The organism is Corallococcus exercitus, from assembly GCF_042231735.1.
GTDB classification, from domain to species: Bacteria; Myxococcota; Myxococcia; order Myxococcales; family Myxococcaceae; genus Corallococcus; species Corallococcus exercitus_B.
Window position 1 is genome coordinate 6,931,175 of record NZ_CP102577.1, and the last position, 22,638, is coordinate 6,953,812.

At 71.2% G+C, this 22,638-nt stretch carries 19 protein-coding genes; 15 read left to right on the forward strand and 4 right to left on the reverse strand.

The genetic code is table 11. The features are described from left to right. Positions 1–112: 112 nt before the first annotated feature. Positions 113–1,339 carry an ABC transporter permease gene (locus NR792_RS27725; RefSeq protein ID WP_375755709.1) on the forward strand — a complete coding sequence of 409 codons (1,227 nt, stop codon included), beginning with the start codon at positions 113–115 and terminating at the stop codon, positions 1,337–1,339. Between the two features lie 27 nt (positions 1,340–1,366). Continuing rightward, positions 1,367–2,587: an ABC transporter permease gene (locus NR792_RS27730; protein ID WP_375755710.1), complete on the forward strand. Its 1,221-nt coding sequence runs from the start codon at positions 1,367–1,369 to the stop codon at positions 2,585–2,587. A gap of 90 nt (positions 2,588–2,677) precedes the next feature. On the opposite strand, the gene NR792_RS27735 is transcribed toward NR792_RS27730, so the two are convergent. After that, positions 2,678–2,851: a hypothetical protein gene (locus NR792_RS27735; RefSeq protein ID WP_375755711.1), complete on the reverse strand. Its 174-nt coding sequence runs from the start codon at positions 2,849–2,851 to the stop codon at positions 2,678–2,680. A gap of 169 nt (positions 2,852–3,020) precedes the next feature. Continuing rightward, a complete protein-coding gene (locus NR792_RS27740; protein ID WP_375755712.1) occupies positions 3,021–3,962 on the reverse strand; it encodes a hypothetical protein in 942 nt (313 codons plus the stop codon). Between the two features lie 211 nt (positions 3,963–4,173). On the opposite strand from NR792_RS27740, the gene NR792_RS27745 reads away from it, so the two are divergent. From NR792_RS27745 to NR792_RS27760, 4 genes are all read left to right on the forward strand, one after another. After that, the gene (locus NR792_RS27745; RefSeq protein WP_375755713.1) at positions 4,174–5,418 is read left to right on the forward strand and encodes a phosphatidylserine/phosphatidylglycerophosphate/cardiolipin synthase family protein; all 1,245 of its coding nucleotides are present in this window, start codon (positions 4,174–4,176) and stop codon (positions 5,416–5,418) included. Positions 5,419–5,579: 161 nt separating this feature from the next. After that, positions 5,580–7,535: a glycoside hydrolase domain-containing protein gene (locus tag NR792_RS27750; protein WP_375755714.1), complete on the forward strand. Its 1,956-nt coding sequence runs from the start codon at positions 5,580–5,582 to the stop codon at positions 7,533–7,535. A 545-nt stretch (positions 7,536–8,080) separates the two neighbouring features. After that, positions 8,081–8,605: a GNAT family N-acetyltransferase gene (locus NR792_RS27755; RefSeq protein ID WP_375755715.1), complete on the forward strand. Its 525-nt coding sequence runs from the start codon at positions 8,081–8,083 to the stop codon at positions 8,603–8,605. Positions 8,606–8,784: 179 nt separating this feature from the next. Beyond that, on the forward strand, positions 8,785–10,014 hold the full coding sequence (locus NR792_RS27760; RefSeq protein ID WP_375755716.1) for an AAA family ATPase: 1,230 nt from the start codon (positions 8,785–8,787) through the stop codon (positions 10,012–10,014). 15 nt (positions 10,015–10,029) lie between these two features. Here the strand turns inward: NR792_RS27760 and NR792_RS27765 are convergent, their stop codons facing one another. Both NR792_RS27765 and NR792_RS27770 read right to left on the reverse strand, forming a co-directional pair. Beyond that, positions 10,030–10,779, reverse strand: a complete 750-nt coding sequence (locus NR792_RS27765; protein WP_375755717.1) for a hypothetical protein — start codon at positions 10,777–10,779, stop codon at positions 10,030–10,032. Further along, the gene (locus NR792_RS27770) at positions 10,776–12,515 is read right to left on the reverse strand and encodes a hypothetical protein (protein ID WP_375755718.1); all 1,740 of its coding nucleotides are present in this window, start codon (positions 12,513–12,515) and stop codon (positions 10,776–10,778) included. Before NR792_RS27770 ends, NR792_RS27765 begins: the two co-directional genes overlap by 4 nt. 269 nt (positions 12,516–12,784) lie before the next feature. Between NR792_RS27770 and NR792_RS27775 the strand changes: the two genes are divergently transcribed. The 9 genes from NR792_RS27775 to NR792_RS27815 all read left to right on the forward strand — a co-directional run bounded on the left by NR792_RS27775 (position 12,785) and on the right by NR792_RS27815 (position 22,582). Next, a complete protein-coding gene (locus tag NR792_RS27775) occupies positions 12,785–13,225 on the forward strand; it encodes a hypothetical protein (RefSeq protein WP_375755719.1) in 441 nt (146 codons plus the stop codon). A 202-nt stretch (positions 13,226–13,427) separates the two neighbouring features. Then, positions 13,428–14,912 carry a CoA-acylating methylmalonate-semialdehyde dehydrogenase gene (gene mmsA / locus NR792_RS27780; RefSeq protein WP_375755720.1) on the forward strand — a complete coding sequence of 495 codons (1,485 nt, stop codon included), beginning with the start codon at positions 13,428–13,430 and terminating at the stop codon, positions 14,910–14,912. Between the two features lie 81 nt (positions 14,913–14,993). Then, positions 14,994–16,247, forward strand: a complete 1,254-nt coding sequence (locus NR792_RS27785) for a GTP cyclohydrolase II (RefSeq protein WP_375755721.1) — start codon at positions 14,994–14,996, stop codon at positions 16,245–16,247. Next, positions 16,240–17,448 carry a URC4/urg3 family protein gene (locus NR792_RS27790; protein WP_375755722.1) on the forward strand — a complete coding sequence of 403 codons (1,209 nt, stop codon included), beginning with the start codon at positions 16,240–16,242 and terminating at the stop codon, positions 17,446–17,448. The genes NR792_RS27785 and NR792_RS27790 overlap by 8 nt, the downstream gene beginning before the upstream one ends. 21 nt (positions 17,449–17,469) lie before the next feature. Then, the gene (gene upp / locus NR792_RS27795; RefSeq protein ID WP_375755723.1) at positions 17,470–18,105 is read left to right on the forward strand and encodes a uracil phosphoribosyltransferase; all 636 of its coding nucleotides are present in this window, start codon (positions 17,470–17,472) and stop codon (positions 18,103–18,105) included. A gap of 64 nt (positions 18,106–18,169) precedes the next feature. Next, positions 18,170–18,934: a serine protease gene (locus tag NR792_RS27800; RefSeq protein ID WP_375755724.1), complete on the forward strand. Its 765-nt coding sequence runs from the start codon at positions 18,170–18,172 to the stop codon at positions 18,932–18,934. Positions 18,935–19,040: 106 nt separating this feature from the next. Then, a complete protein-coding gene (locus NR792_RS27805; protein WP_375755725.1) occupies positions 19,041–20,471 on the forward strand; it encodes a hypothetical protein in 1,431 nt (476 codons plus the stop codon). 63 nt (positions 20,472–20,534) lie between these two features. Then, positions 20,535–21,293 (forward strand): class I SAM-dependent methyltransferase, encoded by a 759-nt coding sequence (locus tag NR792_RS27810; RefSeq protein WP_375755726.1) that lies wholly within the window; start codon positions 20,535–20,537, stop codon positions 21,291–21,293. Beyond that, a complete protein-coding gene (locus NR792_RS27815) occupies positions 21,293–22,582 on the forward strand; it encodes a CapA family protein (RefSeq protein ID WP_375755727.1) in 1,290 nt (429 codons plus the stop codon). Before NR792_RS27810 ends, NR792_RS27815 begins: the two co-directional genes overlap by 1 nt. Positions 22,583–22,638 lie beyond the last annotated feature (56 nt).

The window sequence follows — 22,638 nt, forward strand, 5'->3', positions numbered from 1 at the left end:
GCGCGTGCAATGGGTGGCCTTCCTGGGCGTAGAGTGCCTGACGCGGCCCGTCCGCCGGGGAGCCTTCCCGGTGGGATGGGCCGCGCGGCTTCCAGCGTGAAGGGGTGGTTTCGTGAACTTCCGGGTCGACGTGTGGGAGGGGGCGCGCATCGCGCTGACCTCGCTGCGCTCCAACCGGCTGCGGACGGTGCTCACCACGGTGGGCATCGGCGTGGGCGTGTGCACCCTGCTGGCCATCGTCGGCATCATCCAGGGGCTGAACAGCTCCTTCGCCGACCAGCTCAACAAGATTGGCTCCAACACGCTCCAGGTGTCCAAGTTCCCCTGGGTGATGAACGGGGACTGGTGGGCGTACCGCAACCGCAAGACGCTCTCGCTGGACCTGGTGGACCCGCTGCGCAACGCCTCCGAGCACGTGGTCGCGGTGGCCCCCATGATGTTCGTCAACGCGGAGGTGGCCTTCCAGAACCGGAAGCTCGCCTCCGTGCAGACCATGGGCACCAGCCCTGACTACGCCATGACGTCCTCGGTGGAGATGGCCCAGGGCCGCTTCCTCACCCAGGCGGACGTGGACAACCGCTCCCCCGTCGCGGTGATTGGCGCGGAGATCGGCAAGGTGCTCTTCCCGGGCATCAACCCCGTGGGCCACCGCATCCTCGTGGACCGCCGCCCCTACCGCGTCGCGGGCGTCATCGTGGAGCGCGGCACCGTGCTGGGGCAGAACGTGGACCTGGTGGTGATGCTGCCGTACCCCGCGTTCCAGGGGCACTTCGGCACCCAGCGCGACGTGACCCTGGTGCTCGCGGTGGACCAGCAGGAGAACGTGCCCCGCGTGCAGGACCGGCTCACGGAGACGCTGCGCCGCGAGCGCAACACCAAGCCCGGTGCCCCGGACGACTTCGCCATCAACCGGCCGGACCAGCTGGCCAACATGTACAAGCAGCTCACCGGCGCGCTCTACGGCGCGGCCACCGGCGTGGGCCTCATCACGCTGCTGGTGGGCGGCATCGGCATCATGAACATCATGCTGGTGTCCGTGCGCGAGCGGACGCGCGAGATTGGCGTCCGCCGGGCGCTGGGCGCGCGCAAGCACACCATCATCCTCCAGTTCCTCATGGAGGCGGCCAGCGTGTCCGCGGTGGGCGGCGCGATGGGCACCGCGGTGGGCATGGCCATCGCGTGGCTGGTGAACTACCTCACGCCCCTGGCGGCGGCGGTGCAGCCCATGACGGTGGTGCTGGGCGTGGGCTTCTCCGCGGTGGTGGGCCTGCTGTTCGGCATCTGGCCGGCGGCGCGCGCCGCGAACCTGGACCCCGTGGAAGCGCTCCGCCACGACTAGGCACGAGCGGGAGACCTGACCATGTGGATGGCTTTATGGGACACGGTGCGGCTGGCGTTCGGCACGTTCCGCTCCAACCCCCTGCGCTCCTTCCTGACGCTGCTGGGCATCGTCATCGGTGTCACCACCGTGGTGTCCATGATGTCCCTCATCGAGGGGCTCAAGAACCAGGTGAACAACCAGATGTCGGAGCTGGGCAGCGACTGCTTCCAGGTGCAGCGGCTGCCCTTCGGCCAGGGCGAGCTGTCCGTCGCGGAGCTCGCGCGCCGGCCGCGCTTCACCTACGCGGACCTGGACGCCATCCGCACGCAGCCGTCCATCGCGCGGGCGGCCGGTGAGGACTCCAAGGGCGGCCAGAAGGCCTCCACCGCCGAGCGCGAGACGCGCCCCAACCTGCACGTCTGGGCGGGCACGGCGGAGTACTTCCACACCAACGCGGTGAGCATCGCCACCGGGCGGCCCTTCACCGACGCGGAGTTCGTGGACGGCCGGCGCGTGGCGGTGATTGGCGCGGACCTGGCGGACACGCTGTGGCCCGGCATGGACCCGCTGGGCCGCGAGTTCCGCCTCCTGGGCCGCACCTTCCAGGTGGTGGGCACGCTCAAGCGCCGGGGCGGGTTCCTGGGCGGCGGCAGCCAGGACAACCAGGCCATGATTCCCCTGTCCACGTTCGCGTCCATGTTCGGCGTGCGCGACTTCCGCATCAGCATCCAGGCGACGTCCCCGGAGGTGCTCCAGCGCGCCCAGGATGAAGTGACGCTGCTCATGCGCCGCCGCCACGGGCTCAAGCCGGACGAACCGGACGACTTCTTCCTCTACAACAACGCGTCCGCCACGGAGATGTTCAACAACCTCTCCTCGGCGGTGTCCGCGGCCAGCTTCGGCGTGTGCATCCTGTCGCTCCTGGTGGGCGGCATCGGCATCCTGAACATCATGCTGGTCGCCGTGACGGAGCGGACGCGGGAGATTGGCATCCGCAAGGCGCTGGGCGCCAAGCGCTACCGCATCCTCGCGCAGTTCGCGCTGGAGGCGGTGGTGCTGTCGCTGGTGGGCGGCGCGGTGGGCGTGGCGCTGGGCGCGGGCCTGGCGCACCTGGCCCGGTGGATGATCAACCTGCCCACGGAGGTCCCCATGTGGTCCGTCATCGTGTCGCTGGTGATGAGCTGCGGGGTGGGCCTGCTCTTCGGCATCTACCCGGCGGCGCGCGCCGCGAAGCTGGACCCCGTGGAGGCGATGCGCTCGGAGTAGCGCGCACGCGCCTTCCGGGCAGGAAGAAGGCCCCGACCCGGCATGACGCGGGTGGGGCCTTTTTTCATCACGGTCGTGGCCGGCCCGGGACTACGGGCAGGGGTACGTACAGGTGATCTGCCCGGTGATGGGGTTCTTGAAACACTGGGGCGTGCAGTCCTGCGCGTCGGCGGAAGCCGGCGTGGCGGCGACGCCCAGGCCCATCACGGTGGCGGCGGCGGCGAGGACGAAGGCGATGCGACGGATGTTCTTGCGAGCCTGCATGGTGTCGTCTCCCTGCTGCGAGGTGTTGGCGCTGCACGGAGCACTCTAGGAAGAGGGACTGACAACGCCAGCGGCGATGTCGCGGGCTCGCGCGCTGGCGCGGAGGGCGGGGCGCCGAGGTGCCGCACGCGGGAAGAAAATTGAAACGCGGGTGCGGCGAAACGACGCGTCAACGCCCCGGAGTGGGAGTGCGGCTCCACTGATAGCCCACGGTGGCCCCGGAGCCGATGAGCGACAGCGCGAGGTAGCGCCGCAGGAAGTCCAGCCGCTCGCTGGAGCCGGCCAGGTGCCGCAGGCCTTCATGCGCGGCGAGGCCCAGCAGCATTCCCACCGTCGCGCCGCCGAGCGCGCCCAGGTACGCGCGGCCGCGATCCTGGCTGTCGCCGAACGCGACCTCGCCCATGCCCCACGTGCCGAGCGCGGCGACCGGAGGCGTGACGACCATGGCGGCGCCGAACGCGCCCACCTCCAGCTCCATCCACCGGCCCTGCGGATACGAGGGGTGGACGAAGAGGAAGCGTCCGGGAAGCGAGGCGAGCACGGTGCCCGCGGCGGCCTCCGCGGCGGTGGCACCCAGGCGCGTGTCCCCGCCCACGCGGGTCGCGGCCCAGACGGCGCCCAGGGGCAGCAGCGTGACGCCGCCATGCGCGGCCCAGGTGGCGCCGGACAAGGGGGCCTCCGTGTCGGGCTCGCCGTGGGGAATGAAGGGCCGCAGCGCACGCGGAGGCACGGCGGGAGGCGGAGGCTCCGCGTCCAGGAACGGCGCATCCCGGAGGGTGGGCTCCAGCGGAGGCGGAGGCGGTTCAGGCTCGCGGGACGAAGGCACCCGCGAGCGCGGGTCGGCCTCGCCAGCCTGCGAGGAGGACGCCGGCACGTCGCCTTCGCAGGGCGGTGCAGGGGACTCGGGCGTATCGGCTTCGCGGGGTCCATCGCGAGGCGCGAGGGCATCGCCCGCCCGCGGCGAGGACGTCTCGAGCGTGGGCGTCTGTTCATCCCGGGGCGCGGATGAAACCTCCCGCGCGGGCGGTGCCTCCTGGGTCCCCACGGCGGCGACCGCGGCCGGTGCCCCCAGCAGGCCCATCAGCAGGAGCGCCCCGCGCGCTGGTGCCATCCCCCGTCGCCGCATGCCGTGTCCGTCCTCCTCGCGCGTCCGATGTCCGTACCCAGCAGTGCGCATGCGGCGCGCCCGGCACCACCGGCCTTGGGTGTCACATGGCTCAACCGTCAGCGGGTGGACGGTGCCCGGCCCCATCCACACCCTTCCTCCACGCGGAAGCACACGGCGGATGCGGAAGGGCGGGGGCTGCCCTAGTTTCCGGGCCGTGCGGCTGGTCTGGCCCATCCTGCTCGCCCTGCTCGCCGCGGGGTGTCCCTACCCGAACCACCGACAGGACCTGCGCCTGCGCGCGCTGCCGGAGGCCCCGGCTGAGCGGGAGCTCGCCTTCGAGCAGACGCTGGGCATCCCGATGGAGCCCGGCAACGGCGTGGAGCTGGTCCAGAACGGCCGCGTCTTCGACGTCATCGAGGAGGAGATCCGCGCCGCCCGCTCCAGCATCCACATCGCCAGCTACATCTGGCGTCCGGGCATCCCGTCGGACCAGCTGCTCATCGCGCTGCGCGAGCGCGCGCCCGGCGTGCAGTGCCGGGTCATCGTGGATCCGCTCGGCAGCGTGAACTTCGAGGTCGTGGCCCCCGTGCTCGCGGACGCCGGCTGCGAGGTGCGCATCTACCGTCCCTATCAGGGCGCGGTGACGTCCCTGTCCGCGGCGCGGATCCGCGCGCGGATGCACCGCAAGATGGTCATTCGCGACGGTGAGGTCGCGCTGACCGGAGGCTTCGGCATCTGGCGCAGCTGGCTGGGCAACGGCGACGCGCCGGAGACCTGGCGCGACACCAACGTGCGGGTGCGGGGCCCCGTCGTGCGAGGCATGCAGCTCGCCTTCGCCCAGAACTGGCAGGAGTCCGGCGGCGACTTCCTGCCGCTGGAGTCCTTCCCGGAGCTCGCCCCCGCGGGCAACGCGCGGGCCTGCTTCGTCGCCAGCACCGGCCACCGCTTCCTCTCGGACGCCTCGAGGATGTGGCTGCTGTCCATCGCGTCCGCGAAGCACCGGCTGTGGATCGCCAACTCGTACTTCCTGCCGTCGGAAGCCATCAGCGACATGCTCATCCTCAAGGCCCGCGAGGGCGTGGACGTGCGCGTGCTGGTGCCCGGCCGCTACCACGACGTAGGGCCCGTGCGTGCCGCGCAGCGGGCGTCCTACGCGAGGCTCCTGGAGGGAGGCGTGCGCATCTACGAGTACGAGATCTCCATGATGCACTCCAAGACGCTGGTCGCGGACGACACGCTGAGCGTCGTGGGCTCCACCAACCTGGATCCACTGGCGCTCAACCACACCGACGAGGGCTCCGTGATGGTGGAGGACCCGGTGCTGGCGGAGGAGCTGGCCGCCGCCTTCGAGCAGGACCTCACGCACTCGGTGGAGGTCCACTGGCACGGCTGGAAGCGGCGGGGCCTGCTCCAGAAGTTGGGTGAGCAGCTCCCGTGGCTCATCGGCGACTTCCTCTGAGCCGGGGCGTGCGGCGCGACCAGGCGCCTGCCTTCGCCTCGGGGAAAACAGCGCCTGGGCCCACCAGCCCGGCCCTGGAGGCCCCGGCCACCTGCCTGCCCGGCTGACAAGGGACGGCCAATGCGGGAAGCGACGCGGGGCTGGAGCGCGTTGGTCTCTTCATGCCCTCGATTCGACCGTTCCGTGCCGCCCTGTTGTCGCTGACCGTGGCCCTGCCGGTGTTCGCGGCCGGGCCCTCCGTGTGGGGCGAGGGGATGATGGTGAAGGTGCGGCCAGGGACCGCCGCCCGGAGCGCTACGGAGGTGCGGCTCACCGCCGCGCGCAACGAGTTCGTCTCCTTCCAGGTCGCGCTGCAGGGCGGCGACACGGGGCTGACGGGCGTGCGCGCGAAGCTGCCCGCGCTGGAGGGCCCTGGCTCCACGACGTTGAGCGGGCCGGACGTGACGCTGTACCGCGAAGCGCTCGTCACCACGAAGCAGGCGTCGGTGGCCGGAGAGCCCGTGGGGGCGTGGCCGGACGGGCTGGTGCCGGACACGGACGAGGTCGCCGGTGAGACGCGCAGCGCCTTCCCCTTCGACGTGCCCGCGAAAGAGGCCCGGGCCATCTGGGTGGACGTGCACGTGCCCCAGGATGCGCCGCCCGGCGACTACACGGGCACGGTGACGGTGGAGGCGGACGGAGGTTTCCAGCGGCAGGTGACGGCGAGGCTCACGGTGGTGGACGCGGCGTTGCCGAGCACGTCCTCGCTGCCGTCGGCGTTCCTGCTCTGGCCGCCGCACGTCTGCCGCGCGCACACGGGGCGCGAGGACTGCACGCCGGAGGAGCTGCAGCCGTTGCTCGCGCGCTACCAGCGGATGGCGCTGGAGCACCGCTTCACGCTGTCCAGCCTCTTCCCGCGCAAGCCGTGGCCGCCCGCGTGGAGCGACTTCGACGCGACGTGGGGGCCGTACCTGGACGGGACCGCGCCCTCGCGGCTGCAGGGCGCGCGGATGACGAGCCTGGAGTACGTGGGGCCGCTCGACGCCGCGAACCTGCGGGACTTCACGGCGCACATGAAGGAGCGGGGCTGGCTGGACCGGGCCTACGTGCAGCTGGGGGACGAGCCGCCCCACGGCACCAGCTTCGAGCAGGTGCACGCGACGGGAGAGCTGGTGCGCCAGGCGGCCCCCGGGCTGCGCACGATGCTGACGACGAACTCGCGCGAGCTGAAGGCCAACCGCCTGGAGGACCAGGTGGACATGGCGGTGCCGCTGGTGAACCACCTGGACGGCACGGACGCGAGCTTCCGGGGTGACCAGCGAGGGACGTACACGGGCTTCCTGGAGCGTCCGGGAACCGCGTTGTGGATGTATCAGAGCTGCATGAGCCACGGCTGTGCGTATGGGACCAACGCGCCGGAGAACAAGCCGGGCGCGGGCTGGCCGTCGTACATGCTGGACCGGTCGGCGGCGAAGGCGCGCGCGATGGAGTGGGTGACGTTCCTCCAGGGCGCGACGGGCGAGCTGTACTACCAGACGGTAGGCATGCTCTCCACGGCGTGGACGGACCAGTACCGCTTCAATGGCAACGGGGATGGGACGCTCTTCTACCCGGGCACGCCCGAGGCCATCGGCGGCAGGACGGACGTGCCGGTGGCGTCGCTGCGCCTCAAGCTCATCCGCCAGGGCATGCAGGACTACGAGTGGCTCAAGGCGGTGAGCGACGCGGGTGACCCGGACTTCGCGCGCAAGGTGGCCAGGGACCTGATTCCGGCCGCGTCGAGGGTGACGGACGACGGCGCCGCGTTCGACGCCGCGAGGCTGAAGCTCATCCAGCGCTATGAGGAACTGACCGCCACCCGGACGCCAGACGCGGGCACGACGACGGACGCAGGCACGACGACGGACGCAGGCACGGCACCCCTGCCGGAAGAGGCCGCGGGAGGACCGTCGCTGGGGACGCCCGGCTCCACCTCCGACGTGACGCCGGGCGCGGTCGCCGACGCGCAGGCGGGAGGATGCAGCACGGGCGGAGGCGGCACGGCGGCGGTCGCGGGAGGCATGTTGTTCGCGGCCTGGGCGCTCGGAGGGATGCGCCGTCAGCGCGCCCGCGTGACGGTGCCCGCGCGGAGGAAGTAGGCGCAGGGAACGCCAGGTCGAAGCGTGGCGCCTGCCGCAACGCGCCAAGCCCTTGGACATGAAATCAGTCCCAGCGATGCGCAGGCCGGCCCCGCCGGCGGCGTACCGCACGAACCTGTCCGACAGTCGGACAGGTTTGGACCGCCAGCTGTCGGAGGGCCAGGGCCCCCGCCCCATCCGGGCAGCGGAAACCTGTCCGACAGTCGGACCGGTTTGGACGACCGCGGTTCGGAACGCTCCCGCTCCAGCCGGGCCGAGGAAACTTGTCTGACAGTCGGACAGGTTGGGGCGACTGCTGTTCGGAACGCCCCCGCTCCCGCTCCCGCCGGGCAGCGGAAACCTGTCCGACAGTCGGACAGGTTGGGACAGCCGGCGGCCGGAGCGCCCCGCCCCATCCGGGCAGTGGAAACCTGTCCGACAGTCGGACCGGTTGAGGGGCCGCGTCGGACCCGGGGTGTACAACGCGCATGTCCTGGGCTTGGTGGGCGTGTAGGCGCCGCGCATGCCGGAGGCGGGCTCCGGGGCCTCATGCTAGAGGGCGGCGCATGAGCACGGACGTGGTGAAGCGAGCCCTCATCCGCGAGGCGCGGCCCGAGGACGACAAGGTGATTGGGGAGCTGCTGGTGGAGGCCTACACCACGCAGTACGCGAGGCTGATGCCGGAGGTCGTCTACTCCGAGGAGCGCAAGGCGTTCCTGCGCGACGTCGCCTCCCGGCGCAAGGTGTGCACCATCCTCGTGGCCGAGGTGGACGGCGAAGTCGCCGGCACGGTGGCCTTGTACCCGCCCGGCGCACCCGGCACCGAGGCCTGGCTGCCCCGCACGGCGGACCTGCGCGCCCTGGCCACCGCGGTGCGCTTCCAGGGGCAGGGGTTGGCTCAGCCGCTGCTCGCGGAGACGGAAGCCCTCGCGAAGCGCTGGGGCGTGGACGCCATCTCCCTCCACGTGCGCCGGGGCGCCAGGGGCGTCGCGAGCATGTACGAGCGCCGGGGCTACCAGCGTGTGCCGGAAGGCGACATCGACCGCCGTCCGGACGTGTACCTGGAAGCGTATCTGCTGCCCCTGAAGTGACGCATGTCAGGCGGGGACGCGTTCATTCGTGGAGAGCGCATCCCGTCTGACGCCGGAGGGTCCGCGAAGGCTCGCGTGACCCGGGCACCGGAAGGGATCGCGCGCTGGAGTGGTGGCGTGCGCCCTGCCCCGGAAGGGGCGCCGGTCGGCACGCCGACCCCCATCCCGGTGTTCCCATCATGAAGATTCCCATTCCCGAGCAGTCGCTCGTGCTGCTCATCGGTCCCTCTGGCTCTGGCAAGTCCACCCTCGCGAACGCGCACTTCCTCCCGGAGGACGTGCTGCTCGGCACCGGCAACGAAGCGAAGCTCCACGACGAGGTGGCGCGAAGGCTCAGGCAAGGCACGCTCACCGTCATCGACGGCGTGCCCCTGAGCGCGGAGTCGCGCCGTCACTACGTGACCCTGGCGCGTGAGCACCACGTCGCCCTGGTCGCGGTGGCCATGGACGCGCCGGAAGTGCTCTGTCTGGAGCGCAACCGCGCGCGCACCGGGTCACACCCCAGTCCCCGAGCGCTGCGCAACCAGGTGCTGCAGCTCCAGAACGCGCTGAAGGGGCTGGCGAAGGAAGGCCTCCGGCACGTGCATGTGCTTACGCCGGAGACGGCGGACGCGGTGTCGTTCGAGCACCGCCCGCTGCCCAGCCACCGCCAGGACGAGCACGGCCCGTTCGACATCATCGGAGACATCCACGGGTGCTTCGACGAACTCAAGGCCCTGCTGACGGAGCTGGGCTACACGGTCGCGCCGCGCGCGGACGGAGCGCCCGGCTTCGACGTGGGCGCGCCCCACGGGCGCAAGGGGGTGTTCCTGGGCGACCTGGTGGACCGGGGGCCGGGCGTGACGGACGTGCTGCGCCTGGTGATGGGCATGGTGGAGGCGGGCACGGCGCTGTGCGTGCCGGGCAACCATGAAATCAAGTTGCTCAAGAAGCTGCGTGGCAAGGACGTGCGCGTGGCGCGCGGGCTCGCGATGACGCTGGAGCAACTGGAGCGCGAGCCGCCCGGGTTCTCCCAGGCGGTCGCCGACTTCATCGAGGCCCGCTCCCCGCACTACGTCCTGGACGACGGCCACCTGGTGGTGGCGCACGCGGGCCTGAAGGAAGCCATGCACGGCCGGGACACCCCCGAGGTGCGCGACTTCGCCCTCTACGGAGAGACCACGGGCGAAGCGGACGCCTACGGCCTGCCGGTGCGAGCCGACTGGGCACAGCAGTACCGGGGCCCGGCGACGGTCGTGTACGGCCACACCTCCGTGCCGGAGGCCGAGTGGGTCAACAACACCGTCTGTCTGGACACGGGCTGCGTGTTCGGAGGGAAGCTGACCGCGCTGCGCTATCCGGAGCGGGAGCTCGTCTCCGTGCCCGCGCAGCGCGAGTACTGGAAGTCACGGAGCCACGCGGCGCCGTGACCCTCCAGGAGAACGTCAGGCCGCCGCCGCGGTGACGCCGCCGCCCAGGCTCCGGCGCGCCGCCTCCATGCAGTCGGCCAGGAAGCGCAGGTAGCAGTCCAGCCCGCGCGAACCGAACGCCGCCAGCCGCCGGCCTTCCTCGGGATGGGTGCTCAGCAGCCCCTCCATCATCCGCTCGTTGAGCGCGGTGTGGCCCACGTCCACCTCCGCGTGCTCGCGCAGGAAGGTGAGGGAGTCCAGCGTCCCCTGGCCCAGCACCGCGCGCACGTTCGCCAGGATGCGCGGCACCAGCACCACCGCCAGGTAGCCCACCTCGTACTCGATGGCCGCCTGGCCCAGCGGCAGGTCGCCGGTGATGGCCTCGTCGTGCACCTGCCGGTACTCGCGCATGGCGGCCGTGGGCGCCTGGGCGACCAGCGCGTCCGCGTCCAGCGCGTCCGCGTGGCTCTCGTTCCACCGCACCGTCAGCACGCGCGCGTCCTGGATGGTCATCAGGTGGTGGCCGGCCTCGTGCTTCGCGTGGGTGATGAGCTGCCGGCCCACCTTCTCCTGGCCCAGCGCGATGCAGCGCTCACCGGCGCCGCGGATCCACCCGTCCACGGGCTCGGTCATGTACGCGCCCCGGGCGGACCACTCGATGAGGAAGCGCGCCATCAGGTCCGGCGAGATGTCCGGCGACAGGAGCGTGCGCACGACGGCGTCCGTCTCCAGGCGGGCCCGGGTTTCCTGAACGTGCGGCAGGTAGTGCGTCTGGATGAGCGTCATGACAGTTCCTTCTGGGGGTGTGAGTGCGGACGGGGTGCCGTCTGCTCGTGGATGTGCTCGAGGAATTCGGAAGCCAGGTCCGCGGGGATGAGCCACAGGAACGGCTTGGCGTCGGGCGCCGGGTCGTGCAGGCCCGCGGCCTCCACGTCGCCGGCCTCTTCGGCCAGGAAGGTGAAGCCATCGCGGCCCCGGTGCGCGAACCAGCGGCGTGCGCCGTCCAGCAGCGCCGGGTAGGCCTGTTGCGCTCGCGGCGACAGCGCGAACAGCCGCACGGAGTCCAGCAGCCCGAAGGGATTGGTGCCCGGCGGCCCCGCCTCCAGGACGGCCACCGCCACCGGCTTCGCCCCCTCGCGAGCGACCAGCAGGTGCCGCTCCCGCTCCAGGCCCACCGCCTGCCAGGCGCGGGCCGCGTCCCGCAGGTCCAGCGTCTCCAGCCGCAGGTCCAGCGCCTCGGCGTAGCAGGCGGGCCGGGTGAGGGCGATCCGCTCCACCAGCAGCCGCCGCTCCGCCTCCGTCGCGGGCCCCAGCTCCAGGCCCGTGACAGGCGAGGCCGGGGCATGAGCGCACTCGACGTCAATCATTCGCATGGGCAGGAGCAGCGTCCGTCCCGTCGCCGCCATGCGGTCGGCGAAGCCGACGTGCGAGCGGTACGTGAAGGGCACGGTCGACTCGATGTACGCCGCCAGCCACCGGAACCCGGGGTCCCGCTGCGCGTGCTCCACGCAGCGCACGTACACGTCACGCAGCATCTGGCCCCGGAGACGCTCGAACCGCGTGGCGTCCTGGCGCCGCGCCAGCTGGTGCACCATCCACACGGAGCGGTAGGGCTTCATCGCGGAGAGCGTCGCCTCCACGCCGCGCTCCGAAGGCCACACCACCTCGGTGAGGACCGTTCCCATCGCGCCGGCCTGGCGGCCCAGCTCCACGAAGCTCCGCCGCTGAGCCTCGAAGTCCTCCGCGGACCGGCCCGCCAGGTTGAAGTAGCCGGAGTCGATGAACAGCCGCCAGTGCTCCTCCGCCAGGGCCCCATCGGTGCGCGTCGTCGGATGAAGCGCCCTGGCCACCAGCGCCTGCCATCGCTCCGCGTCCTCGACGGTCAACGGCGTCACCTGGAGCCCGCACTGGAGCTCACCGTCGGCGCGGTCCGACACATGGCGCACCTCACCCCGCAGCGACACGGCCTCGCCTCCCGGGGTGCGCAGCTCGATGGGCTGGAGCACCCGGCCCGGTGACAGCCGCTCCCCCGCGCCCAGCCGCAGCGACAGCCCGCGCAAGGACACGTCCACCGCCCCGCGCTCCCGGCCCAGCCACCCCGGCAGCGGCAGCCGCATGCGCAGGTCCGGAGGGGCGGGAGCCCGCCGGTGGGCCCGGCGGCGCACCCGGAGCAACTGGCGCGGCAGCGGTGTCACCCACGTCCCCGGCTCCGCCGTCTCACCGGACAGGAGCATCCGGTAGACGCAGCCGTGGCCGAACACCTCCACCTCCCACGCGTCCGCGCCCGGATCCACCGTCAGGCTGGACCAGTGGAGGCCGCCGCCTTCGGGCTCCAGCGTCTCCAGCCGCAGCGGCGACGCCGTCGCTCCCCGGCGCAGCAGCGCGGGCGAACCCAGCGCGGCGGCGGTGGCGAGGATGATGCGGATGCGCTCGGGATCGGTGATGTCCCACCGGATCTCCCATTCCAGGGCCGGTGCCTCGGACGACGGACGCAGCTGTGCGCGAGCGAAAGGCGCTCCCACGATGACTCTCCAGATGAATGACGGCGGGGGGCGCGCGAATCACCCCGGGCTCCCGCGGATCCGCGCTTGAAATGGATACGGAGCCGGGCCACCCGGTTGGTCGTCGGATCCGGCGGGGACACGGACACCGGCGGTGCGGTCCGCCGCTTTCTCGTCGTCTCACTGGACAGTGAAAACGCGCGAAACCCCCTGGGTTCCATGTGACAGGGGAGTGCCGTCACGGTGGGAAAGGTGCGGAGGCCCCGGTCCGGGCTTACCCTGCGTGCCCCATGTCCCTCCGCAAGGACTTCATCGAGCGAGCTGCCGAGCAGTTCGCCGCCGCCATCGCCAGCATCCTCAAGGCCCGGAAGGAGAAGCGGTACGCGGACGCGCGCAACCACGTCCGCGAAACCGTCCTCACCGTGCTGGGCATGGAGTACGGCGCGCTCATCCTCGCGGACGCCGAGTCCACCTCCCGCCTGCTCGGCACCGCCACGCGCACGCGCATGCTCGCGAAGCTGGTGCGCGAGGACGGCGAGCTGATGCGCGAGCAGGGCGACCCCCTCACCGCCGACTCGCGCTTCCTGCTGTCGCTGGAGCTGTACCTGGAGGCCATCTCGCTCGGCCTCAACCCGGACACGGACGACGCCACCGCCATCGCGGAGCTGCGCGCCCTCACCGACCCCTCCGCCCTGTCGGAGCGGCACCAGCGGATGCTCTCCCAGGCCTGACGAAGCGCGGCGCGCACGTTCGCGCACCCGGGGCGTGGCAATCCCTGCCGTGCGCATCGGTCGGGTTTGCGACACAGCAAGCCGGGGAGATCCATTGCTTCCGATCAAGCAAGGACACGGTGACGCCCCCTGACTTGCCCTGGCTTCCAGGTTTGCGTCTATCCTTGCCGTCCATTCGTCACGCAACACCGGGGGGGTGCGCGTGTCCTTTGTTCGGTTACCCGAGAGCGTCGTCTCTTGTCGCAACCTCGTGGGCGGAGAGTGGGTCTCTCCCGCCGGAGCGTCCGCGCAGGAGGTCCGCAGTCCCTACACAGGAGCGCTCATCGGCCGCGTGCCGCTGACGACCGCCTCCGGTGTCGCCCAGGCGGTGGAGGCCGCGAAGGCCGCCGCGCAGGGCTGGCGCGTCACCCCGCTGCGCGAGCGCACCCAATTCCTGCAACGCTTTCGCACGCTGCTGGAGTCGCACCTGGAAAGGCTTGCGCACCTGGCCGCCAGTGAATCCGGCAAGACGGTGGCGGAGGGCCGCGCGGGGCTGCTCAAGGGATTGGAGGTCTGTGATTTCGCCCTGTCGCTGCAGAACCTGGACAGCGGCGCGCACCTGGAGGTGAGCCGGGGCGTCACCTGCGAATACCGCCGCGAGCCCCTGGGCGTCGTCGCCGGCATCACGCCCTTCAACTTCCCCGCGATGGTGCCCCTCTGGCTGTTCCCCATCGCCGTCACCGTGGGCAACGCCTTCATCCTCAAGCCGTCGGAGAAGGTGCCGCTCACCGCGACCGCGCTGGGGGAGCTGATGGTGGAGGCGGGCTATCCGCCCGGCGTCTTCTCCGTCGTGCACGGCGCGAAGCCCGCGGTGGACGCGCTGCTGGAGCACCCGGACGTGAAGGCCCTGGCCTTCGTGGGCTCCTCCCCCGTCGCGCGTCACGTCTACGTGGAGGGCAGCCGCCACGGCAAGCGCGTGCTGGCGCTGGGCGGCGCGAAGAACCACCTCATCGTCGTGCCGGACGCGGATCCGGAGCTCACGCCGCAGGCGGTGGTGGACTCGTTCACCGGCTGCGCGGGCCAGCGCTGCATGGCGGCCAGCGTGATGCTCGCCGTGGGCGACGTGCAGCCCCTGGTGGATGACATCCTCCGTCGGGCGGCCAGGCTGGAGGTCGGCCCGGGCATGGGCGCGCTCATCGACCGGGGCGCGGTGGACCGGCTGGAGACGGCCATCGCGAAGGCGCAGGCGGACGGCGCGCGCGTGCTCCTGGACGGGCGCGGCAAGCGGCCCGCGGGCGAGGCCTACGCGAACGGCCACTGGCTGGGGCCCACGGTGCTGGACGGCGTGCGGCCGGAGATGGAGGCCGCGCGGCGCGAGCTGTTCGGCCCGGTGCTGTCCATCGTGCGGGTGCCCACGCTGTCGGCGGCGCTCGCGGTGGAGAACGCGTCGCCCTACGGCAACGCGGCGTCCATCTTCACCACCAACGGCGCGGTGGCGCAGACGGTGGTGGAGGGCGCCAGGGCCGGCATGGTGGGCGTGAACGTGGGCGTGCCGGTGCCCCGTGAGCCCTTCTCCTTCGGCGGCACGGGCGAGTCGAAGTTCGGCCACGGGGACGTCACCGGACCGTCGAGCCTCGACTTCTGGAGCCAGCTCAAGAAGGTGACGCGCAAGTGGTCCGCGCGCACCGACGGCTCGTGGATGAGCTGACGCCGCGCGCTGGCGTTCTCCTCACGTCTCCCCATTCCCAGACGCCTGTCCTTTCCCGCGCCCCACAAGGAGGGTGCACCCATGGCTGACAAGAAGCCCGTCAATCACATCCGTCTCACGTCCCACCCCGACGGGCAGGTGCCCGGAGTCCCCCTGCGCTGGGGCGAGTCGGAGCCGCTGCGCCGGGGCCCGGTGGTGGCCACGCTCTCCGACGCCGCGAACCGCAACGTCATCGGCACGCACTCGGGCGCGTACTCCATCTACCGCGCGCTGGCGGTGTCCGCGGGCAAGCTGCCGCAGGACCACAAGGCGGACCTGACCAACACCTCGCCCGCGGCGCAGGTGGGCCCGTATCCGTCGTGGAGCGACCCCAGGCGCATCGTGTCGCTGGACCCCTGGGGCGCGGTGGCCTCGCAGGTGTTCCGCGCCTACGCCGAGCAGGGCGTGGACTACCGGCCCACCATCGCCGTCACCCGCGCCCACATCAACATGCCGGAGGTGCGCGAGGCCATCGTCGCCGGGCGCCTGAAGGTCGACGGCGACCTCGTCGCGGCGAATGGAGATGTGAAGGTCGTGAAGGCCGCGGTGGAGCCCGTCTGGTACCTGCCCGGCATCGCGGAGCGCTTCGGCCTCACGGAGGGCGCGCTGCGCCGGGGCCTCTTCGAGCACACCGGCGGCATGTACCCGGAGCTCATCACCCGCCCGGACCTGCACGTCTTCCTGCCACCCATCGGCGGGCTGACGCTGTATGTGTTTGGAAACATCGCCTCGCTGGCGGACCGGGACGTGCCGCTGGCGGCGCGAGTGCATGACGAGTGCAATGGCTCGGACGTCTTCGGCAGCGACATCTGCACCTGCCGGCCCTACCTGGTGCACGGCATCGAGGAGGGCGTGCGGATGGCGCAGCAGGGCGGCGTGGGGCTCATCGTCTACCACCGCAAGGAGGGCCGCGCGCTGGGCGAGGTGACCAAGTTCCTGGTCTACAACGCGCGCAAGCGCCAGGAGGGCGGCGACTCCGCGGCCACGTACTTCCACCGCACGGAGTGCGTGGCGGGCGTGCAGGACATGCGCTTCCAGGAGCTGATGCCGGACGTGCTGCACTGGCTGGGCATCACGCGCATCCACCGCTTCATCTCCATGAGCGACATGAAGCACGACGCCATCGTGCGCTCGGGCATTGAAATCCTCGAACGGGTGCCCATCCCGGACGGGCTGATTCCCGCGGACGCGAAGGTGGAGATGGAGGCGAAGAAGGCGGCGGGCTACTTCACGCGCGGGCCGGTGGCGGACGCGGGGGCGCTGGCGCAGGTGAAGGGACGGGACCTCGATGCTTGACGCGATCCGGGTGCAGGAGGTGTCCCCCACGGTGGCGTGGCTGCGCAGCCCGGCGGCCATCCGTGAACGCTGTCACCAGGTGCTGGACCTGGGGCTCGCCGGACGGCTGGAGTACTTCCGGGTGGAGCCTTCCAGGCTGCCCACGGTGGTGGACCGGGTGCTGGCGGTGACGCATGAAGCGTACCCCCGGCTGGACATCCCGGTGCACAGCCGCTGGAGGCACTTCGACGCGGGAGGGGTGCCCAGGCTCGCGCAGCTGGAGGCGCGCCTGGCCTCGCTGCCGCCGGAGGAGCGCGCCAGGGCCAAGGTGGACCTGGGCGTGGTGAGCGTGCTGCTGGACGCGGGCAGCGGCCCGACGTGGCGCTACCAGGAGCCCGGGGGCGCCTCGTACGTGCGCTCGGAGGGGCTGGCCGTGGCGTCGCTGCGCATGTTCATGGCGGGTGGCTTCTCGTCGGACCCGGACCGGCCGCTGCGCGCGGACGCGGAGGCGCTGAGCCGGATGACGCGCGAGCAACTGGAGCGCGGCTTCCAGGTGTCGGAGTCCAACCCGCTGCTGGGCGTGGAGGGCCGGCTGCACCTGTTGCAGGGCCTGTCGCGCGTGCTGCCCCGGCCGGGGTCCATGTTCGACATGCTGGCCGCGCACCGGCGCAGCGTGCGGGCGGCGGAGGTGCTGGGCACGGTGCTGGAGGTGCTGGGCCCCATCTGGCCGGGGCGCACGACGGTGGACGGCGTGAACCTGGGGGACGTGTGGCCGCACCCGGCGCTGGGCCCACCGGGCAGCGCGGACGCGCTGGTGCCCTTCCACAAGTTGTCCCAGTGGCTGGCGTACTCGCTGGTGGAGCCGCTGGCGGAAGCCGGCGTGACGGTGACGGAGCTGGACGCGCTCACCGGCCTGCCGGAGTACCGCAACGGCGGCCTCTTCGTGGACCTGGGCGTGCTGGTGCCGCAGGACCCACGCCTGACGATGGAAGTGTATGCCCCGGGTGACGCGCCCATCGTGGAGTGGCGGGCGCTGACGGTGGCGCTCCTGGACCGCGTGGCCGCGCTGGTGCGAGGGCGTCTGGAATTGAGCGCGGAGGAGCTGCCGCTGGCGAAGGTGCTCCAGGGCGGGACGTGGACGGCGGGGCGCCGGGTGGCGGCGGAGCTGCGCCCCGGAGGCGTGCCGCCCATCCGCATCCGCAGCGACGGCACGGTGTTCTGAAGAACCAATCAAGGAGGACGCATGGACTTCCCGAACTGCACGGTGGTGGATCACCCGCTGGTGAAGCACAAGCTGACGGTGATGCGCAGGACGGACACGAGCACGGCGGCCTTCCGGGCGCTCCTGGAGGAGATCTCCCTCCTGCTCGGGTACGAGGCGCTGCGCGACCTGAAGCTGCGCGAGGAGGAGATTGAGACGCCCATGGCGCGCACCACGGGCTGGGCGCTGGACGGCAAGAAGCTGGTGCTGGTGCCCATCCTGAGAGCGGGGCAGGGCATCCTGGACGGCCTGCTCCAGCTGGTGCCCTCCGCGCGAGTCGGCCACATCGGCCTGTACCGCGACCCGGAGTCACTGAGCGCGGTGGAGTACTACTACCGCGTGCCCGCGAACCTGGAGGACCGGGACGTCATCGTCTGCGACCCCATGCTCGCGACGGGCAACTCCGCGGTGGCGGCGCTCCAGCGCGTGAAGCGAAGCCGCCCGGGCTCCCTGCGCTTCGTGTGTCTGCTCGCGTGTCCGGAGGGCCTGACGAACCTGCGCGAGCACCACCCCGACGTGCGGGTCTTCACCGCCGCCATCGACGACAGGCTGGACTCCCACGGCTACATCCTGCCCGGCCTGGGCGACGCGGGAGACCGCCTCTTCGGCACGAAGTAGGCTGACTGATTAATCTCGATTTGCAAGATTGACGGTGAGACGTGAATCCTTCATGTCTCACCGCATGAAGACACCACGTCTCGCGTCAGCGCTGATGGCCCTGGGGTTCCTCGCCTGCGGTGGGGAGGAGCCGATGCCCGCAACCCAGGAGCAGGACATCACCGGAGGAAGCCTCGCCGCCCGGTACGAGCTGCCCCACCAGGTGCGCCTCCACGTCTCGGGGGCCTTCACCTGCGGAGGCACGCTCATCCGCGCCGGCTGGGTGGTGACCGCGGCCCACTGCGTCCAGGGCGTCACGGCCGCGTCCATGCGCGTCTACGCGGGGGACCTGCGGCTGGGCGCGGTGGAGGCGGACGAGCAGTACCGCGCGGTGTCGCGCAAGGTGATGCACCCGTCCTACAGCGGGTCGGTCCACGACGTGGCGCTCCTCCAGCTCGCCTGGCCCTTCAACCTGTCCCAGGCGGTGCAGCCGCTGACGCTGCCGGATGCGCCCGCGCCCGTTGGCGCCACGTACACGGCGAGCGGCTGGGGCCGCACGCAGACCGGGCCCACTTCCGATGCCCTCAAGCGCGTGAGCCTGAGCGTCACCTCCACGGCCACCTGCCGCGACCTGGTGGGGAGCACCTATGTCAACGGCGCGGAGCTCTGCACGGCGCCGCGCGCCAACGCGAACGTCTGCACGAAGGATGACGGCGGACCGCTGGCCTTCAACGGGACGCTGTATGGGATTACGAGCGGGTTCGGCTCCAGCCAGTGCGACACGTTCTCCGTATTCACCAACGTGGCCACGTACACGCCGTGGATCCGCTCCGTCATCAATGGAACGTGATGCAGTGAGCCACGGCGGTTTCACGCCTTGGCTCTTGAGAACCGGGAAAGACGGATTTAAACGTTGAACGGTCTAAACGTTTTATCCACTTCCCGGGAGTCCAGGCATGCGCGCGTCGTGGCGGTCCACCCTGATGGCGGTGATGTTGGGCGCGGTCTTCGCGGAGGGCGTGGCGGCGGCGGAGCCCGCGCCGGAAGCGCTCCGGCAGGAGACCGGCCCGCAGCGCTGGACGGAGAACCTCTCGGAGGGAACGGGCACGTCGGAGCTCGTGGGCACGCGTGAGGGGCTGCGCTACGAACCCAACGCCGTGATGCGCCGTCCGGAAGGCCTGAGCCGGCTCACGGGCCTCTTCGAGTTCCCGGCGCGCACGCTCGAGCAGCCCGTGGACACCTTCCGCCCGCGCGTCCAGGCGGCGGTGGGCCTGGGGCAGGGCGTCGAAGTGGACGTGCGAGTCCGAGTCCCCGGAGGCGCCTGGAGCGAGTGGCGCACCGCCACCGGCGACGAGGCCGTGCGCCTGCCCCGCTCGGGCACGGAGGTGCAGGTGCGTCTGGCGCTCATCGCGGACGAGCGCGGGCGGGGCCCGGTGGTGCGGGGCGTGGAGCTGGAGGGCTGGCGCGAAGGCGCGTCCGAGGAAGGACTCCAGACGCTCGCGCCGCTGACCTACCGCGTCTACGCCACCCGTGAGGGCCTGGTGGGCGGCACGACGGCGAACGGCCACGTCATCAAGAGCAACGACCGCTTCGCGGCGCTGCCGTCGCGGCGCGGGCTCGCGTCGAACGGAGGCTCCGAGTACCAGGTGCGCGTCTGCTATTCGAAGACGGCCAAGTGCACGACGACGTCCGTCTGGGACGTGGGCCCGTGGAACACGAAGGACGACTACTGGAACCCGTCCAGCGTGCGCGAGATGTGGAAGACGCTGCCGCAGGGCAAGCCGGAGGCGCAGGCGGCGTACCAGGACAACTTCAACGGCGGGTTGGACCAGTTCGGCCGCCGGCCGTCGAACCCCGCGGGCATCGACCTCGCGGACGGGACGTTCTGGCTGGACCTGGGCATGTCGAACAACGACTGGGTGGACGTCACGTACCTGTGGACGTCCGGCGGCGGCTCGACGACGGGGCTGGTCATCGACAGCAACAACGCGAACAACGACCAGACGAAGGGCTACATCCAGCTCACGGGCTCGAGCTGGGCGTCCTCCACGAACGTGGCGGGCTACTACGGCACCAGCTACCTGGTGTCCCCGGGCGCGGCGGTGTCGGAGCCGGCGACGTTCTGGTTCTACCTCTCCGCGGCGGGCACGAAGACGGTGGACGCGTGGTGGACGGCGGCGAGCGACCGCTCCACGGCGGCACCGTTCATCATCACGAACGCGTCCGGCACGCAGCTGGCGAACGTGAAGGTGAACCAGACCATCAACGGCGCCCGGTGGAACACGCTGGGCACGTGGAGCTTCCGGGCGGGCTGGAACAAGGTCCAGCTGAGCCGCTGGGTGACGGCGGGGACCTACGTGGTCGCGGACGCCATCCAGGTCCGTTAGGCCTCATGGACGCACTGGCGGTCCGGGCGGTAGAACGGTGAACCGTCTCCGAGGAAGCCCCGCATGGCGTCGTTGCGCACCGTGATTCCGCCTCCCGTGGAGGAGCCGCAGCTCTACACCGACCTCGCCTCCTGGTGGCCGCTGTTCTCGCCACCGGAGGAGTACGTGGAGGAGGCGGAGGACCTGCTCCCCATGTTGCGTCCGGAGGAGGGCCCCGCGCGCACGCTGCTGGAGCTGGGGTCGGGCGGTGGAAGCATGGCCTTCCACCTGAAGAAGCACTTCACGCTGACGCTGACGGACCGCTCGCCGGAGATGGTCGCGGTGAGCCGGGCCGTGAACCCGGAGTGCGAGCACCGGGTAGGGGACATGACGTCCCTGCGGCTGGGGCGCACGTTCGACCGGGTGATGGTGCACGACGCCATCATGTACGCGGTGGACCGGGACGCCGCCAGGGCCACGGTCCGCACGGCCGCCGCGCACTGCCGTCCGGGAGGCCGGGTGGTGCTCCTGCCGGACTGCGTGCGTGAGACCTTCGAGCCCCTCACCGAGTCCGGAGGCCACGACGCGCCGGACGGGCGCGGCATGCGCTACCTCATGTGGACGTGGGATCCGGATCCGGACGATGAGACGTTCGAGACCGCGTTCGCCTATCTGCTGAGGGAAGCGGACGGAACGGTGAGCATGTCGCAGGAGCGCCACCGCTTCGGCCTGTTCCGGCGTGACGACTGGCTCGAGTGGATGCGGGAGGCCGGCATTCCCGCGACGACACGGCGAGACCCCTGGAACCGGGAGGTCTTCATCGGGGTCCGGGAGCCGGAGTGATGCGAGGGTGGGGGGCCCTGCTGCTGTTCATCCCGTTGTGGGGGATGGCCGCGCCCGCGCGAGTGGAGCTTGTCTTTGGCGGGGACGTGATTCCGCACGGCGAGGTGAAGTCGGTAGCGAAGGCGCACGCGCGAAGCGGAAACCACGAAGGCTGGGACCACGTCTTCGGGCCGCTGTCGGACGTCCTGCGCACGGCGGACGTGGGCGTGGTGAACCTGGAGACGCCGGTCACGGCCAACGCCAAGGCCTTCACGAAGGAGCTGGTCTTCAACGCGCCGCCAGCGATGGTGCAGGCCCTGGTGAACGCCGGAGTGAAGGTGGTGTCCACGGGCAACAACCACGCAAGGGATCAGCACGTGGAAGGCCTGGTGGAGACGCTGAAGCACCTGGACGCGGCGGGGCTGCGCCACACGGGCACAGGAACCACGAAGGACGCGGCCTGGGAGCCGGTGTTCATGGAGGTGAGGGGCGTGAAGCTGGGCTTCCTGTCCTTCACCAGAAGCCTGAACGGCTTCAGCAACCCGAAGGAAGCGGACGCGCCGCACGTGGCGCTGTTGCCCTATCCGGAGCACACCGCACGAAGAGGGCTGAAGCCGGAGGAAGCCCTGGAGCGGGTGCGAGCCGCGGCAGCGAAGTGTGACGCGCTGTTCGTGATGGGGCACTGGGGACGTGAGTACACGGAAGCGCCGAATCCCCAGGACCGGGCATTGGGGCAGGCCTTCCTGGAAGCGGGAGCCTTCGCGATCATCGGGCACCATCCGCACGTGCTCCAACCGCTGGAGGCCTACACGACGAAGTCCGGGCGCCGCGGTTTCATCGCGTACTCGCTGGGCAACCTGGTGGCGAACCAGGCGCGGTTCTACCGGCACGTGAAGGGGCAGCAGGGGAAGGAAGGGGACAAGAGGGACACGCTGCTCCTTCGAGTCGGAGTGACAAGGGCGGAGCCTGGAGCCCCGGTGTCGCTTGCGGACGTCTCCGTCTTGCCGGTCTGGATTGAGAACAACGCCCAGGGCCGCAAGGCAAAGGCCAAACGGAACATCCAGCCGGTGCTCATCGACCGCGAGATTGAAGAGGTCTCCAGAAGGTTGACCGCCCTGGCCCTGCGCACCGCGACGCCCGACAAGGCCACCCGAGCCGAGAAGGCCGCCCTGGAGCAGCGCCTGGCAACCGCCCGCTACCGCCGCGAGCGCATCCTGAGAGTGCTCCCCGCGGAGTTCCAGGTGGCCACGCCTGAACTCCGGAAGCGGAACAACGGAGCGGTGGGGCTGACGGCTCAGACGGTGCCGTGAAGCGCGAAGCCGAGCACCACCGCCACCGCGCACTGAACACACCCTGGGACACCGCG